The sequence below is a fragment of the Pseudomonas sp. S2_B07 genome, assembly GCF_054668435.1.
The window spans coordinates 3111361-3127956 of the sequence record NZ_CP162769.1 but is presented as its reverse complement, the minus strand read 5'-3'; the positions used below and the strand labels follow the sequence as shown (position 1 = coordinate 3127956).

Here is a 16596-nt window from a genome sequence, read left to right as displayed (position 1 = left end):
ATGAAGTTTGAGCCTGATGTGTCGATTTTACCTGGGTTGCTCTTCGTTTTTGATATTGACTACCCTCACGAAGAGTCCGTGCTGGATGAGATTTGCTCTACGGATGTCAATGATCCCATAGCGCTGTCGAGGATTATGGATCTAGTTCTAAAGCCTACATATCAAAGGTTTTTGGAGGATGAGCAACAATGGCATGTGAATACACTTCGGCATTTTCTTGATAAAGGTGAGAGTTTTAAGTCTGTACTTGAGAAGCGTAGTTTTTTATTTTCTGATGAGGTTGTCGATGGTCGTGAATTTATGCGGATTTTGTATCTGTGCTTAATGCGCTATCAGCGTGAGGAGAGTAAATAAATCTATCCCGTTTTGCAGGGGCGTGTTTCTATTTTTGTTGATTTCTCGGATCAGCAAATTCACAACGACCATCCTAATCTGGCGATTGGCAAAAATTCAGGTAGATCGAATAGACGTGTCTTTCTGACAGGAGTTGCGAGAATTGCGGGCATAGGATATCTAAATCTGTCCTCTTTTACTTATTTCTCCTTTCTTGTGAATTTTGTTTTCGAGTATTGATAGCGAAGAAGAATTTTATCTGTTTCTGAAGGGTATATTTTTAGTGTTGAAAGTAATTGATGAAGAAAAAAATAAATCGCTTGTTGATCGGATGGATGACGCTGGCTGCGTTTTCAATTTTGTCGTGCTCCGCCCTGAGATAAATGTGACAGTCGACGAATCAATTCATCGGCAAGCTTTGATCAGGCTTCACGAAAAGCTCATGAAAGATTTGTGGGATTGGCATAACGATTTGATAAAAAATCCCGAGTATATAAATCCAGTAGATCCTGCTATCAGTTGGGACCTAGAGAAGGCTGTGGCTACTGTTTTGAGTCGGAAAGAAATACATAATCTCATTTTGGTCGAAGATTATGAGCGAGGACCGTTGGCGTTTTACGGTTCTTTTCGTGAGCCACCTTATAGAACTGAATTCAAAGGAGGAGAACTTGAGGCTCAGGCACTATTCCGTGAGTGGTGTCAGGCTCTAGGCCTCGAAGAGCAAGATGATGTTGTAGTAATAAATTGGGTTAAGGGATTTAAGCGAGAATGGGTCAATAACTCTGATGCAATTCCAGGGCGCGAATCGTGGAGTGATTACTTCAACGAAGGTTTGGAGTGGTGGGGGGTGTGGTGTTTGACGATCTGGAATCCCAAACGTCGAACTCTCAGCGCACTGATTGCCAGCACAACAGACTAATTAAAATCTGTTTAATATTTTCGTGGTGGTAACGAATTTTCCGGGCAAGCTCATCGGAAGTTTCCTTCAAGTTGTGACGGCTTCCATGAACTGGTGGGCTATGGGTTGCAGGGATAGTCTTTGGCTGTCACCGCGCAAGTGGTGGCAGGGTGTAGGAGCCCTCACTCATGATGCAACAGCTCTGTCGTTTGATTGCGGCACTTAACTCGTGTCCATATGATCGTTCGCGGCGGCTGTGCGCGGGACACGCTTCGGCGTGACCGAGGTTCATGAGTGCTCGGTACTCCTACTCCTGCGCATGGCTGCCACCCAAACCTGTAGGAGGGTGCGTTTGGCAGCTCATTTTCATACTCATGGAATTTACAAATGACAACGCTAACGCCAGATCCACCCTACGAAAAACCAATCCCCCACCCCAAAAACCGCTTCATGGCCCTCACCAGCAACTGCACCGACATGCCCACGCTGTTCGTCGATACCCACGCGCCGCTCGATGTTTTATACGAGGCTGCCAACTATCGAATTCGCGCCGTCACGCAGGTGTTGGAGAACATTTCGATGCGCGGTTCGGTTGAGTGTGAGTCGTTCATTCTTAGTGATTTTGCGTTGCTGTGCGCCATTCCGTTGCGGGATGGGTGTGATGTGCTGGATGTGATTGGACGGCGATTGCGGGCGATGCCTTCGCAATAGCGACTGGCTGCTTTTGTGGCGAGGGAGCTTGCTCCCGCTGGGCTGCGTAGCGGCCCCAAAACCTGCAACTCGGTTATGTCAGTTGTTCCGAGGGGTTTGGTTTGGCGACTGCTACGCAGTCGAGCGGGAGCAAGCCCCCTCGCCACAGGGTCTTGTGGGTACTGGGATATTTTGGGGCTGTTGTGCAGCCCGACGGGGCAAGCCCCCTCACCGCAGGTTTGTGGGCCTGCAAGTGCCCGCTCGGCTGCGAGGTCCTGACGTTCGCCTCGGTACAAGGTAAACTTCCCGGCCTTCGCAGGAGCAATCATGAATTATCGTCACGCCTTCCATGCCGGCAATCACGCCGATGTGTTCAAACACCTGACTTTGACCCGCCTCATCGCCCTGATGTCGCGCAAGGAGCAGCCGTTTGCCTATCTCGACACTCACGCCGGCATTGGTCTGTATGACCTGCAGGGTGATCAGGCGAGCCGTACCGGTGAGTACCTGGAAGGTATTGCGCGTCTGTGGGATCAGCCGGACCTGCCGGCGCTGACCGCCGATTACATGAACGTGCTGCACGACATGAACCCGGATGGCCAGTTGCGCTATTACCCGGGGTCGCCGGAGCTGGCGCGGCGTCTGACGCGGCCGCAGGATCGGGTGATGCTCAACGAGAAGCACCCCGAAGACGGTTTGCTGCTCAAGGACAACATGGCCGGTGATCGTCGGGTGAAGGTGCATCTGGGCGAAGGTTGGCATGTGCCGCGCGCGATGTTGCCGGTGCAGGAAAAGCGGGCGGTGATGTTGATTGATCCGCCGTTTGAACAGCTCGATGAGATGCAGCGCTGTGCGGCGTCGCTGAAAGAAGCGGTTGGCCGGATGCGTCAGACCGTGGCGGCGATCTGGTACCCGGTGAAGGACCAGCGCCTGTTGCGTCGTTTCTATCAGGATCTGGCAGGCTCGGGCGCGCCGAAGTTGTTGCGCGTGGAGTTGCTGGTGCATCCGCTGGATACGCCGAACAGTCTGAACGGGTCCGGGTTGGCGATTGCGAATCCGCCGTGGGGGCTGGAAGAGGAATTGCGTGAGTTGCTGCCGTGGCTGTCCAAGAAATTGGGGCAGACCCAGGGTGGATGGCAGATGGATTGGTTGATTGCTGAATAGCAGCGACAGGTTTCAAGCGGCAAGCTGCAAGTAAAAGCGGTGCGCGCGGGGCTTTCGCTTGAAGCTTGAAACTTGCCGCTTGCAGCTATCTTTAGATCGGGCAGGTCACGCCTGTGCCGCCAATCCCGCAATAGCCTTCAGGGTTTTTCGCCAGGTACTGCTGGTGATACGCCTCGGCGAAGTAGACCGTCGGCGCTTCGGCGATTTCGGTAGTGATTTCGCCTTTCCCGGCCTTGGTCAATTCAGCCTGGAACACGTTCCTGCTGTGTTTGGCGGCTGCTAGTTGCTCCGGGTTGGTCGCATAGATCACCGAGCGGTACTGGGTGCCGATGTCGTTGCCCTGACGCATGCCCTGAGTCGGGTTATGCAGTTCCCAGAACATCTTCAGCAGCTCGTCGTAGCTGACTTTTTCCGGCTCGTAGACCACCAGCACCACTTCGCTGTGGCCGGTCAGGCCTGAGCAGACTTCTTCATAGGTCGGGTTCGGCGTGAAGCCGCCGGCGTAACCCACGACTGTGCTGACCACGCCTTCACGCTGCCAGAAACGACGTTCCGCGCCCCAGAAGCAACCCAGGCCGAAGATGGCAAAGTCGACGTTGGTGACGAACGGGCCCAGCAGCGGGGAGTCGTGGACGAAATGTTTTTCCGGCAGGTTCATCGGGGTTTCACGGCCGGGTAGAGCTTGTTCTTTGGTTGGAAGCACGTTTTTGTTCACCAGGATTTCCGAGCGCAAGACCATGATCAGTCCTCTCAGTCAGGTTGGGATGTAGGAATCAGACCGCCAGTGTGCCCAAACCCTTCCCGTTACGCACTACCCCTGTAGGAGTGGGGTCAGACGAGAGGGCCGCGCGGGTAGCGCTTGAGCTTTTCGATCAGCTCGGAACCCGGGATAGGGCGGTCGAACAGGTAGCCCTGGCCGACGTCGCAACGGTGGCGGCGCAAGAACGCCAGTTGCTCGGCGGTCTCGATGCCTTCCGCCACGACCTTGAGTTTCAGGTTGTGGGCCATGGCGATCACAGCGGAGGTGATTTCCATGTCGTCCTGGTTGTCCGGGATTTCGTGGATGAAGCTGCGATCGATCTTGATGATGTCGATCGGGAATTTTTTCAGGTAGCTGAGCGACGAGTAACCGGTGCCGAAATCGTCCATGGCCAGGGTCAGGCCCAGGCGCTTGAGCTGGTCGAGCTGCAAGTGGGTGTCTTCGGTGGCTTCCAGCAGCAGGCCTTCGGTCAGTTCCAGCTCCAGCAGGTTCGCCGGCAGCGCTTCTTCCTTAAGGATGTTGGCGATGGACGAGACCAGGTCCGGGTCGGAGAACTGCTTGGGCGACAGGTTGATCGCCACTTGAAGATTGCCCAGGCCAGCGGCGCTCAGTTCCTTGCTCATGCGACAGGCCTGGCGCGCGATCCATTTGCCGATCGGGATGATCAGGCCGGTTTCTTCAGCGACGCTGATGAACTGATCCGGGCGGATCATGCCTTTGTCCGGGTGGTTCCAGCGCAGCAGCGCTTCCATGCCCAGCAGGCGGCCGCTGCGCAGGCAGAGCTTGGGCTGGTAGAACACGTCCAGTTCGTTCTGAGTCAGGGCGCGGCGCAGGTTGTTCTCGACGAACAGCTTGTAACTGGCCTCGGCATTCAGTGCTTCAGTGAACACCTGGACCTGATGCTTGCCGTTGGCCTTGGCCTTGTGCAGCGCCAGGCCGGCGTTGCGCATCAGGGTTTGCGGGTCGCGACCGTGCAGCGGCGCACAGGCCAGGCCCACGGAGCCGGTGACGCTGATCAATTGGTTGTCGACGAACATCGGCTTGTCGAGGGTCATCAACAACTGATGGGCGACCTGCTGGCCGGTGCGCAGGTCGGTGTTGTCCAGCAACACGGCGAATTCGTTACTGGCGAAACGCGCCAGGCTGCCGCTCGGGCTCAGGCTGTTGCGCAGGCGTCGGGCCAGGCTGATCAGCAGTTTGTCGCCGGTCTGGTGACCGAGGCTGTCGTTGATCCGCTTGAAGTTGTCGATGTCCACCAGCAACAGGCTGATCGGTGTGTCGGTGTCGCGGGCGAAGCGTTCATCGAGGTTGCGGATGAATGCCGGGCGGTTGCCGAGGTTGGTCAGATTGTCGGTGTAGGCCAGGCGCTCGATGCGCTGCTGGGCGAGTTTGGTTTGGGTGATGTCTTCGTAAATGCCGATGTAATGCGTCAGCTCGCGGTTGTCGCCATAGACCTTGGAGATCGACAGCTGGCCCCAGTACGGTTCGAGGTTTTTACGTCGGCTCTTGAATTCACCCTGCCAACTGTTGCTCTTGGCCAGCGCCGAGGGCGCGTCGAACAGCAGTTCGCTGAGGTTCTCCAGCGCCGGCAGTTCCGACAGCCGCTGGCCGTGGACTTCTTCGGTGCTGTACTGGGTGATCGCGGTGAAGCTCGGGTTGACGTATTCCACCACGCCGTCGCAATTGACCAGCAAAAAGGCGTTGGCGCTTTGCTCGACCGCACGCTGGAACAGGTGCAGGGCGCTGGTGGCGGTGCGGCGGTTGTGGTTGTTGATGACCTGGGCGAACTGATCGGCCAGCTCGCCAGCGAAAGCTATTTCGTCCGACTGCCAGGCGCGGGTCGCCCCCGTCTGTTCCAGGCACAGCACGCCGACCACCTGGCCGTCGACGCGGATACTGGCGTCGAGCATCGCGTTCACATCGCGCGGGCGCAGGCTCTCGGCCATGTCCCGGGTGCGCGGATCACGCATGGCGTTGTGGGCATCGATGGCGCGGCTGCTGTGCAAGGCTTCGAGGTAATCGGGGAAGCCGCTGACGTCGATCGGTTCCGGCAGTTGGTATTCACTGCTGGCGCGGTGATAGGCCGATATCGGTACCAACATCGAGCCTTCGAGGTTCCACAGGCTGGCACAGTCGATTTCGTAGATGTCGCACGCGCTGCGGGTGATCAGTTCGGCGGCTTCTTGCAGGGAATTGTTGGTGCTGTAGCGCTGGCGGGTCAGTAACAGGATCAGGTCCTGCTGGGCGCGCACCCGGTCCAGATGCTGCAATTGTTCCTGCTGGGCGCGCTGGTTGAGCTCCAAGGCAATTTGCAGCCGCGAGTTCTGGGTTTCCAGATCCTGCGCGGGCTGAAGCTGAAAGCCCTCGAACAGGTCATCGACCACCAGCAGATAGCCGCGCAACAGGTGCCGATTGTGCTGTTTATAGGCTTCGCCCAGTTCCAGCAGGTTCAAGGCGCCTGAGGCGGTGTGCAAGGTGTAGCGGATCTGGTAGTTCGGACTGTCGGTGAGTTGCTGCTGGACCGCGTCATGCAGCTGATAGCGCGCTTCGGGCTCCATCAGGCTGGCGTAGGGGGAGTCGACCAGCGCACACAGGTCGACGGCCGGCAGGCCGAAATGGCGTTCGCAATTAGGATCGAGAAACAGCAGCGCCCAGCTAGGCTCATTCAGCCGTTCGAAACGCAGCATGCCGAGCCGCGAGGGCACAGGCAACTGCGTCACTACCTCGGCCACCATACGGCTGGCGGCATCGGGTTGGCTTTTCATTGAGGGAAACTCGCTTCGAATGTGCTGATCGCGCCGGGCTCTCGCCCTCTTAACTGTTGTCTGCGGCAAGGTTGCATCATTGCGGCCCCGACTGACAAGAGACATGAAGGCCAAGTGCTATAAGAATATGTCGGCCGGCGCGAAGTTTTCTTCAGCCCGGGCTCAAAACTAATGCATTTGGCCTTCATGACCTTAGTGCAGCGGGATGTTTACCGTTTGTAATCGTTTGCCGTCCCGGTCGTGGTAATTGACCTGAACCTGCTCGCCATCAACGATCAGATGGGCGAAGTTGTCCTCGCTGACGACTTGGCTGGTCAGTTCATGCCGATAGTCCCCCGCCGCCGTTTGCGCCAGCGGCTGATCCAGAATGAAGGTGGAGGCCTTGGCGTATGGCAGCAGTTTGCTGTTGCACAGCGGCGAAGAGACAACGGTGTGCACCTCGAAGTCCGGGTTTGCGCTGTGGGTCAGGCGACTGGTCAAGGAGCCGTGGACATCGCCCGACACGAATATGACGTTCTTGATGCGGTGCGTGCGAATCGTCTCCAGCAACCGCAGGCGTTGTTCTGGAAAGGCCTTCCAGGCGTCATCGCCATGGCGTTTGCGGTCGGGGTAGAACATCACGCTAGTGACCACGAATTTGACCCGGGCCGGGCTGTGGATCAGCCATTTGAGCAGTGTTTGTTCCTGTTCTTCATCAAGGATACGGCGATCATCGGCGGACAGGTTGCGGCGAGTACGGCTGTCGGTGACAAACCATTCAATATCACCGTCGGTGAACTGATACCAATAACGTTCTAGTTTTCTGTTTATCTGTCCGTTGGTCAGAAGTTCATGTGCCGGACTGTGGCTGGCTTGATAGAGCTCATAAGCCGCGATGGCGTTTTTATATAAGTAAGCGTCGCCCTTGCTTTTGTTGGCAGGCCAGTTGTCTTCTATTTCATGGTCGTCGAGGATCATGTAGGTCGGCAAATTAGACATTAATCTGGATATGTTCGGTTGGGAAAAAGCTGCACGATACTTATTGAGTATTTCCTTGTATTCCCGGTCGGGAGCAACGAGGTTCAAGTCATCGACATAGATTTGGTCGCCGGTCATCAGCATCGCGCTGACAGGCGGGTCAACCTGCTGCGTCAAATCGGCAATCGAGGCAAAAATCCGGTCACCCCGTTTCGGCGCCGACGCAATGCCTGCCGTCATGCGTAGATAGCGGCAAGAGCCGACCACGTAAGCTCGTGGCGTGGTGGTCTTGCTGGAGCGAGTGCGGAACCGGTAAATCTCCCGTGGCCATTGCAGTGGCAGTTCCTGGACCGTTTCCACGGTATGCACCGGGCTCATCGGGCTGAACCAGCCGGCCTGATATTCGTACTCGGTGTCGCTGGCCAGCTCATTGAGCGCAATCACATCGGCCATGTCGCGCAAGCGCGTCAACTTAACAAATTCGCCTCGGGACCAATGGGCTTCGCCTTGGCGCCGATAACGAACCCCTGCAAATGCCAATGCATTATCTTGAAGTTCTCCACGCAGAAAAATGCGCGCGTGATTAGTTGTAGTGTGGCCCATAATCGGGCCGACAGTCGGTTTTAACATGTTCGATTCCATTCGAAGTAATTGCTAGCGAAGCAGGAAGTAGCTGATGTGGTTTTATTAAGTTTCAGTGCAACTAAGACTAGTTGCTGCTTCGAAGAAAATATCGGGAGGAAGTGGACTTGAGTTGTGGGCAATGTAAGCCGCTGCTGTAGGAAGAAGCTTTATTCAGGGCAAAAAAAAGCCCCGCCAAATTGGCGGGGTTGAGGTACGAGCGTGGCGCTCGGAAAACGTGGAACGCGAGCGGCCCTCCGGTGAGGGAGGGCCGCTCGGTGTTACAGCAGGATGGTGCGGATGTCCGCCAGCAGGCTGCTCAGACGCTGGGTGAAGCGTGCAGCAGCGGCGCCGTTGATCACGCGGTGATCGTAGGACAGCGACAGTGGCAGCATCAGTTTCGGCTGGAAGGCTTTGCCGTCCCAGACTGGCTGGATGGTTGCCTTGGAAACACCGAGGATCGCCACTTCCGGCGCGTTGACGATCGGCGTGAAGCCGGTGCCGCCAATGTGGCCGAGGCTGGAAATGGTGAAGCAGGCGCCTTGCATGTCGTCAGCGGTGAGCTTTTTGTCGCGGGCTTTGGCGGCCAGCGCAGCGGCTTCGGCTGCCAGTTGCAACAGGCTCTTCTGGTCGACGTTCTTGATGACCGGTACCAGCAGGCCTTCAGGGGTGTCGACGGCGAAGCCGATGTTCACGTACTTCTTGCGGATGATCGCTTTGCCGCTGGGTGCCAGCGAACTGTTGAAGTCCGGCAGTTCCTTGAGCAAATGCGCGCAGGACTTGAGCAGCAGCGGCAGGATGGTCAGCTTGACACCGGCCTTCTCTGCAACGGCTTTCTGAGCGATACGGAACGCTTCCAGTTCGGTGATATCAGCCGAATCGAACTGAGTCACGTGCGGAATGTTCAGCCAGCTGCGATGCAGGCTCGACGCGCCGATTTGCATCAGGCGAGTCATCGGCACTTCTTCGGTTTCACCGAAGCGGCTGAAGTCCACGACCGGAATTGGCGGGATGCCTGCGCCGCCGGTTGCGCCGGCAGCAGCGGCCGGTGCTTCCTTGGCCTTCTGCATCATCGCTTTGACGTAAACCTGCACGTCTTCTTTGAGGATGCGACCGTGCGGGCCACTGGCGCCGACGGCGTTCAGCTCGACGCCGAACTCGCGAGCCAGTTGACGCACGGCCGGGCCGGCGTGAACTTTGGCGCCAGGCTTGGCTGGAGCAGCAACCGGGGCGGCAGCCGGTGCGGCGGCGGCAGGTGCAGCAGCGGCTGGCGCCGGAGCACTCGGTGCAGCAGCGGCGGCCGGAGCCGGGGCGGCAGCAGGCGCAGCGCCTTTGACTTTCAGCTTGAGGATCAGGTCGCCGGTACCGACTTCGTCATCCAGCTTGATGGAAACGCTTTCCACCACGCCAGCGGCAGGCGATGGGATTTCCATACTCGCCTTGTCGGATTCCAGGGTGATCAGCGACTGGTCGGCTTCAACGGTGTCGCCGGCCTTGACCAGGACTTCGATGATCTTGGCCTTGCCCGCCGAACCGATGTCCGGAACGTGGATGTCCTGAACGCTGTCGGCCACTGGAGCAGCCGGAGCTGCAGCGGCTGGCGCTGGAGCCGCGGCGGCAGGTGCAGCAGCCTGAGCTGGAGCTGGAGCTGGAGCTGGAGCTGGAGCAGCAGCAGGGGCCGCAGCACCTGCCACTTCCAGATCCAGAATCAGGTCGCCGGTGCCGACTTCGTCGTTGAGCTTGACGCTGATGGCCTTGATCACGCCAGCGGCGGGCGATGGGATTTCCATGCTCGCCTTGTCGGATTCCAGGGTGATCAAGGATTGATCAGCCTCGACGGTGTCGCCGACCTTGACCTGGATCTCGATGATCTGGGCCTTGCCCGCCGAACCGATGTCCGGCACGTGCACTTTCTGAATCGAAGCGGCAGCCGGCGCAGCAGCTGGCGCGGCGGCGGCAGCAGGAGCCGCAGCCGGTTTCGCTTCAGCTTTTGCAGCCGGCGCAGCGGCAGCCGCAGGGGCCGCAGCAGCGGCACCTTCGACTTCCAGCTCGAGCAGTTCGTCGCCTTCTTTCAGGCGATCGCCCAGCTTCACTTTAATGCTTTTGACGATGCCGGCTTTAGGCGCAGGAATTTCCATGCTCGCCTTGTCCGATTCCAGCGTCAGGATGCTCTGGTCGGCTTCGACACGGTCGCCGACCTTCACAAACAGTTCAATTACTTCACCTTCACCGCTGCCGATGTCAGGTACGCGAATGAGTTCGCTCACAGAATCTCTCCTCAGCAGTCCAGTGGGTTGAGTTTTTCCGGGTTGATACCGAACTTGGTGATGGCTTCAGCCACAACCTTAGGTTCGATGTCACCACGGTCAGCCAATGCTTCCAGGGCTGCCAACACCACGAAATGACGGTCGACTTCGAAGAAATGACGCAGTTTCTTGCGGCTGTCGCTGCGGCCGAAGCCGTCGGTGCCCAGGACTTTGAATTCCTTGGACGGGACCCACTGACGAATTTGCTCAGCGAACAACTTCATGTAGTCGGTAGAGGCGATGACCGGACCTTTACGGCCGTTCAGGCACTCTTCGACGTAGCTCAGCTTAGGCTTCTGGCCCGGGTGCAGGCGGTTGCTGCGCTCGACGGCCAGGCCATCGCGACGCAGTTCGTTGAAGCTGGTAACGCTCCATACGTCAGCGCCGACGTTGAACTCTTCACGCAGAATCTTCGCCGCTTCACGGACTTCACGCAGGATGGTGCCGGAGCCCATCAGCTGAACGTGGTGTGCCGCTTCGCGGGTGTCTTCTTCGAGCAGGTACATGCCCTTGATGATGCCTTCCTCGACACCGGCCGGCATGGCTGGCTGCTGGTAGGACTCGTTCATCACGGTGATGTAGTAGAAAACGTCCTGCTGCTCTTCGGTCATCTTCTTCATGCCGTCCTGGATGATCACCGCCAGCTCATAGCCGTAGGTTGGATCAAAGGTGCGGCAGTTCGGGATGGTGCCGGCCAGGATGTGGCTGTGACCATCTTCGTGTTGCAGGCCTTCGCCGTTCAGTGTGGTCCGGCCGGCGGTGCCGCCGATCAGGAAGCCACGGGTACGGCTGTCGCCAGCGGCCCAGGCGAGGTCGCCGATACGCTGGAAGCCGAACATCGAGTAGAAGATGTAGAACGGCAGCATTGGCTGGTTGTGGCTGGAGTACGAAGTACCGGCAGCGATGAAGGAGCTCATGGCGCCTGCTTCGTTGATGCCTTCTTCGAGGATCTGGCCCTTCTTGTCTTCCTTGTAGAACATCACCTGGTCTTTATCGACTGGCTCGTAGAGCTGGCCGACGGAGGAGTAGATGCCCAACTGACGGAACATGCCTTCCATACCGAAGGTACGGGCTTCGTCCGGGATGATCGGAACGATGCGCGAGCCGATTTCCTTGTCCTTGACCAGTTGCGCGAGGATCCGCACGAACGCCATGGTGGTGGAAATCTCACGGTCGCCCGAGCCATCAAGGATTGCCTTGAGGGTATCGAGTGGCGGCGTTGGCACGCTGAAGCTCTGCGCGCGGCGCTGTGGTACGAAACCGCCCAGTGCAGTGCGGCGCTCGCTCAGGTAGCGGGCTTCGGCGCTGTTTGGCTCTGGCTTGAAGAACGGCAGGTTTTCCAGCTCTTCGTCCTTGACCGGGATGTCGAAACGATCGCGGAACAGCTTCAGGCTTTCAACATCAACCTTCTTGGTGTTGTGCGCGGTGTTCTTCGCTTCGCCGGCACCGGTGCCATAACCCTTGATGGTCTTGGCCAGGATGACAGTCGGTTGTTCTTTGTGGTTGACCGCTTCGTGGTACGCCGCATAGACCTTGTACGGGTCGTGGCCGCCACGGTTGAGTTTCCAGATCTCGTCGTCGGACAGATCAGCAACCATCGCCTTGAGTTCTGGCGAGTTGAAGAAGTGTTCACGCACGAACGCGCCGTCTTTGGCTTTGTAGTTCTGGTACTCGCCGTCGATGACTTCGTCCATGCGACGTTGCAGGATACCGTCGACGTCCTTGGCCAGCAGTGGGTCCCAGAAACGGCCCCAGATGACTTTGGTCACGTTCCACTGAGCACCGCGGAAAACGCCTTCGAGTTCCTGGATGATCTTGCCGTTGCCGCGAACCGGGCCGTCGAGGCGCTGCAGGTTGCAGTTAATGACGAAGATCAGGTTGTCGAGCTTCTCGCGGCCAGCCAGCGAGATCGCGCCCAGGGATTCCGGCTCGTCACACTCGCCGTCGCCCAGGAAGCACCAGACCTTCTGCTTGCCTTCCGGGATGAAGCCACGGGCTTCCAGGTACTTCATGAAACGTGCCTGGTAGATCGCCTGGATCGGGCCCAGACCCATGGATACGGTCGGGAACTGCCAGAAGTCAGGCATCAGCCAAGGGTGCGGGTAGGACGACAAGCCGTGACCGTCGACTTCCTGGCGGAAGTTGTTCATCTGGTCTTCGGTGATGCGGCCTTCCATGAATGCACGGGCGTAAACGCCTGGCGAGGTGTGGCCCTGGAAGTAGATCAGGTCGCCGCCGTGTTCGTCGGTCGGGGCCTGGAAGAAATAGTTGAAGCCGATGTCATACAGGGTGGCGCTGGAGGCGAAGCTGGAGATGTGACCGCCCAGGTCAGAATCTTTCAGGTTCGTACGCATCACCATGGCCATCGCGTTCCAGCGTACCAACGAGCGAATGCGGCGTTCCATGAACAGGTCGCCAGGCATGCGTGCTTCGTGGGTAACGGGAATGGTGTTGCGGTATGGCGTGGTGATGGCGTAAGGCAGTTGCGAACCGCTGCGGGTCGCCAATTCGCCCATACGGGTCATCAGATAGTGAGCGCGGTCTTCGCCTTCTTTGTCGAGAACCGATTCCAGGGCGTCCAGCCATTCCTGGGTTTCGACGGGATCGAGGTCTTGCATGGCTTGCTCCAGGGCGGAAAGGCTTCCAGAATCGGTTGCCTGAGTTTGCGACTGGCCTTGTGGGCAGACGATATAAATTCTTGGATTGCCGAGAGGTTGTTCCGGCGGCGTGTAGTTTTACTACAAATCTTCGGGCATTTCAGCCTTTCGAATGTATATACGAGTAGTAAAACTACAGATGAATGGCTTGTGGCCTCCGGCTGCGTTGTGAGAATAATCGTTAAGGTTGGTCTTTTACCAACCACAAAAGGTGAAAGCTTGATGTTCACTGCCAAAAATAAAGAATTTTCAGCTATTTCTAACTTTTGTTCGACAGTCCTCCACGTAGTGCAATATGAAAATTCACTACATGCAACCCGTTCTACGCCGATCAAGGATAGACCATGAGCCTTCCCGCGCTTGCCGAACTGCCCGCCATTCTCCAGCCGTTTGTCACCCGTGCCGAGCAGTCGTTCCGTGCCGCCGTTGCGGCACTTGAAGATGACCATGGCCTGTCGACCTGGACACCTGAACGCTGGGCGCAATTCGCCCGTGTCGCGGCGGCCAGCGACTTTGTGATTGAACAGAGTGTGCGTGACCCTTTGATGTTGCTGGCTCTGGTGCAGTCCGGCGAACTGGACCGCAGCTTCGCGCCCGGCGAGCTGTGCGCGCAGATTGCGGCGGCGGTGAATGCAGCGCAAACCGAAGACGAACTCGGCCGCGTCCTGCGTCGCCAGCGCACCCGTCATCAAGTGCGAATCATCTGGCGCGACCTGACCCGTCAGGCCGATCTGGTCCAGACCTGCCGCGACCTCTCGGACATGGCCGATGCGAGCATCGATCAAGCCTATCAGTGGTTATATTCGCGTCATTGCCAGCAATTCGGCGTGCCGACTGGCCGCCGCAGTGGCGAGCCGCAGCAGATGGTCATCCTCGGCATGGGCAAGCTCGGCGCCGTGGAGCTCAATCTGTCGTCGGACATCGACCTGATCTTCGCCTACCCCGAGGGCGGCGAAACCGTCGGGGTGAAACGCTCGCTGGATAACCAGGAATTCTTCATCCGTCTTGGCCAGCGCCTGATCAAGGCGCTGGACCCGATGACCGTCGACGGCTTCGTGTTCCGCGTCGACATGCGCTTGCGGCCATACGGTTCGGCCGGTGCATTGGTCTTGAGCTTCAATGCGCTGGAGCAGTATTACCAGGATCAGGGCCGCGACTGGGAACGCTACGCGATGATCAAATCGCGGGTGGTGGCCGGCGATCAAGTGGCCGGCGCGCAATTGCAGGAGATGCTGCGCCCGTTCGTTTACCGGCGTTACCTGGATTTCTCGGCCATCGAAGCGCTGCGCACCATGAAGCAGCTGATCCAGCAGGAAGTGCGGCGCAAGGGCATGGCCGACAACATCAAGCTCGGTTCCGGCGGCATCCGTGAAGTCGAATTTATTGCCCAGGCGTTTCAGCTGATCCACGGCGGCCGCGACCTGAGCCTGCAACAACGCCCTCTATTAAAAGTACTGAGCACGCTGGAAGGTCAGGGTTATCTGCCACCGGCGGTGATCAGCGAGTTGCGCGAAGGCTACGAATTCCTGCGTTACACCGAGCACGCGATCCAGGCGATTGCCGACCGCCAGACCCAGATGCTGCCGGACGGCGCGCAGGATCAGGCGCGTATTGCCTTTATGTTGGGCTTCGCCGACTGGGACGCTTTCCACGAGCAGCTGATGTATTGGCGTGGTCGTGTGGCCTGGCACTTCGCTCAGGTGATTGCCGATCCCGATGAAGAGGAGGGCACTGAAAGCGAAGTGGTGGTCGGCGGCGAATGGCTGCCGCTGTGGGAAGAGGCTCAGGACGAAGAGGCCGCCTGCCGTCAGTTGGAGGAGGGCGGTTTCAAGGACGCCACCAAAGCCCTGAAAGCCTTGGCCGGTTTGCGCAGCAGCCCGCAATTGCGAGCGATGCAGCGCTTGGGCCGAGAACGCCTTGATGCCTTTATTCCCCGTTTGCTGGCTCAGGCCGTTGAACATGCCAATCCGGATCTGGTGCTGGAGCGCGTGCTGCCGCTGGTGGAAGCCGTGGCTCGTCGCTCCGCGTATCTGGTGTTGCTGACCGAAAACCCCGGTGCGCTGCGCCGCTTGCTGACCTTGTGCGCTGCGAGCCCGTGGATCGCTGAACAGATCACCCGTTTCCCGCTGCTGCTCGACGAATTGCTCAACGAGGGCCGGCTATTCAAGCCGCCGCTGGCGCCGGAACTGGCCGCCGAGTTGCGCGAGCGCCTGACGCGGATTCCCGAGGACGACCTCGAACAGCAAATGGAAGCCCTGCGCCATTTCAAACTGGCGCATCGCTTGCGCGTCGCCGCCTCGGAAATTGCCGGCAGCCTGCCGTTGATGAAAGTCAGCGATTACCTGACCTGGCTCGCTGAGGCGATCCTGGAACAAGTGCTGGCCCTGGCCTGGCGCCAGACTGTGGCCAAGTACGGCACGCCGCTGCGCACCGACGGCACGTTGTGCGATCCCGGCTTCATCATTGTCGGTTATGGGAAAGTCGGCGGACTGGAATTGGGGCATGGTTCGGACCTTGACCTGGTGTTTATCCACGACGGCGATCCGCAAGCAGAAACCGACGGGCCTAAACCGATTGATGGCGCGCAATTTTTTACTCGGTTGGGGCAGCGGATCATTCACTTGCTGACGGCGCAGACCAACTCCGGCCAGCTGTATGAAGTGGACATGCGCCTGCGACCGTCCGGTGCATCGGGGTTGTTGGTCAGTTCGCTGGGGGCGTTTGCCCGCTATCAGGAAAATGAAGCCTGGACCTGGGAGCATCAGGCGTTGGTGCGAGCGCGGGTACTAGTGGGCAGTCAGGATGTCGGCCAGGCGTTCGAGAAAGTGCGCGCGGCGATATTGGGCAAGGCGCGGGACCTGTCGACCTTGCGTCAGGAGGTCAGCGAGATGCGCGCCAAGATGCGCGACAACCTTGGCAGCAAGAGCACCGCGGCCGGCACCGGGGCAAATGCCTTCGAGGCCACGGCGCCGTTCGATCTCAAGCAGGACGCCGGAGGTATCGTCGATATTGAATTTATGGTGCAATACGCGGCCCTGGCGTGGTCCGAAACACACCCGCCATTGCTGCGCTGGACCGACAACATCCGCATTCTGGAAGAGCTGGAGCACGAAGGGCTGATGCCCGTCGAAGACGCCAACTTGTTGCGCGAGGCCTATAAAGCCTACCGCTCCGCCGCTCACCGGCAGGCCTTGCAGAAGGACGCCGGGGTGATACCAGGCGATCAGTTTGTCGATGAACGCCGGCAGGTAGTGCGGATCTGGCGCGAGCTGGGGTTAAGCTGAAACAGGATAGTTGTAACGCTGGATACCCCATGTGGGAGCGGGCTTGCTCGCGAGAGGGCCGTCACATACAACATTTATGCTGACTGTCACTGCGCAATCGCGGGCAAGCCCGCTCCCACAGTGATCTGCGGTGAATTGCAGAAGCAGGACAGAGCGCAAAA

The 16596-nt window shown here is 58.3% G+C and carries 10 protein-coding genes; 5 read left to right on the top strand and 5 right to left on the bottom strand.

Features of this window, described 5'->3' with window-relative positions; all coding sequences use genetic code 11:
* From AB4N43_RS14360 to AB4N43_RS14345, 4 genes are all read left to right on the top strand, one after another.
* On the top strand, positions 1-354 hold the full coding sequence (locus tag AB4N43_RS14360) for a hypothetical protein (protein ID WP_027922051.1): 354 nt from the start codon (positions 1-3) through the stop codon (positions 352-354).
* Between the two features lie 262 nt (positions 355-616).
* Positions 617-1252 carry a hypothetical protein gene (locus tag AB4N43_RS14355; RefSeq protein WP_027922050.1) on the top strand — a complete coding sequence of 212 codons (636 nt, stop codon included), beginning with the start codon at positions 617-619 and terminating at the stop codon, positions 1250-1252.
* Between the two features lie 366 nt (positions 1253-1618).
* Positions 1619-1942 carry a hypothetical protein gene (locus AB4N43_RS14350; protein WP_027922049.1) on the top strand — a complete coding sequence of 108 codons (324 nt, stop codon included), beginning with the start codon at positions 1619-1621 and terminating at the stop codon, positions 1940-1942.
* Between the two features lie 306 nt (positions 1943-2248).
* Positions 2249-3085, top strand: coding sequence for a 23S rRNA (adenine(2030)-N(6))-methyltransferase RlmJ (locus tag AB4N43_RS14345; RefSeq protein WP_194940982.1), 837 nt, complete (start codon positions 2249-2251; stop codon positions 3083-3085).
* A 91-nt stretch (positions 3086-3176) separates the two neighbouring features.
* Here the strand turns inward: AB4N43_RS14345 and msrA are convergent, their stop codons facing one another.
* From msrA to aceE, 5 genes are all read right to left on the bottom strand, one after another.
* The gene (gene msrA, locus AB4N43_RS14340; protein WP_027922047.1) at positions 3177-3824 is read right to left on the bottom strand and encodes a peptide-methionine (S)-S-oxide reductase MsrA; all 648 of its coding nucleotides are present in this window, start codon (positions 3822-3824) and stop codon (positions 3177-3179) included.
* Between the two features lie 92 nt (positions 3825-3916).
* Positions 3917-6610 carry a putative bifunctional diguanylate cyclase/phosphodiesterase gene (locus AB4N43_RS14335; RefSeq protein ID WP_460154170.1) on the bottom strand — a complete coding sequence of 898 codons (2694 nt, stop codon included), beginning with the start codon at positions 6608-6610 and terminating at the stop codon, positions 3917-3919.
* 192 nt (positions 6611-6802) lie between these two features.
* On the bottom strand, positions 6803-8197 hold the full coding sequence (locus AB4N43_RS14330; RefSeq protein WP_194940981.1) for an alkaline phosphatase D family protein: 1395 nt from the start codon (positions 8195-8197) through the stop codon (positions 6803-6805).
* 272 nt (positions 8198-8469) lie between these two features.
* Positions 8470-10455: a dihydrolipoyllysine-residue acetyltransferase gene (aceF, locus tag AB4N43_RS14325; protein WP_460154169.1), complete on the bottom strand. Its 1986-nt coding sequence runs from the start codon at positions 10453-10455 to the stop codon at positions 8470-8472.
* Positions 10456-10466: 11 nt separating this feature from the next.
* Positions 10467-13112: a pyruvate dehydrogenase (acetyl-transferring), homodimeric type gene (aceE, locus tag AB4N43_RS14320; protein WP_027922043.1), complete on the bottom strand. Its 2646-nt coding sequence runs from the start codon at positions 13110-13112 to the stop codon at positions 10467-10469.
* 383 nt (positions 13113-13495) lie between these two features.
* On the opposite strand from aceE, the gene glnE reads away from it, so the two are divergent.
* Entirely contained in the window at positions 13496-16435 is a 2940-nt protein-coding gene (glnE, locus tag AB4N43_RS14315; RefSeq protein WP_027922042.1) for a bifunctional [glutamate--ammonia ligase]-adenylyl-L-tyrosine phosphorylase/[glutamate--ammonia-ligase] adenylyltransferase, read from the top strand.
* Positions 16436-16596 lie beyond the last annotated feature (161 nt).

What these genes read in the sequence shown, in the direction of transcription:
- AB4N43_RS14350 (WP_027922049.1), top strand. Translation starts at nt 1,619, where the DNA reads ATGACAACGCTAACGCCAGATCCACCCTACGAAAAACCAATCCCCCAC.
- AB4N43_RS14345 (WP_194940982.1), top strand. Translation starts at nt 2,249, where the DNA reads ATGAATTATCGTCACGCCTTCCATGCCGGCAATCACGCCGATGTGTTC.
- msrA (WP_027922047.1), bottom strand. Translation starts at nt 3,824, where the DNA reads ATGGTCTTGCGCTCGGAAATCCTGGTGAACAAAAACGTGCTTCCAACC.
- glnE (WP_027922042.1), top strand. Translation starts at nt 13,496, where the DNA reads ATGAGCCTTCCCGCGCTTGCCGAACTGCCCGCCATTCTCCAGCCGTTT.
- AB4N43_RS14360 (WP_027922051.1), top strand. Translation starts at nt 1, where the DNA reads ATGAAGTTTGAGCCTGATGTGTCGATTTTACCTGGGTTGCTCTTCGTT.
- AB4N43_RS14330 (WP_194940981.1), bottom strand. Translation starts at nt 8,197, where the DNA reads ATGTTAAAACCGACTGTCGGCCCGATTATGGGCCACACTACAACTAAT.
- AB4N43_RS14335 (WP_460154170.1), bottom strand. Translation starts at nt 6,610, where the DNA reads ATGAAAAGCCAACCCGATGCCGCCAGCCGTATGGTGGCCGAGGTAGTG.
- aceE (WP_027922043.1), bottom strand. Translation starts at nt 13,112, where the DNA reads ATGCAAGACCTCGATCCCGTCGAAACCCAGGAATGGCTGGACGCCCTG.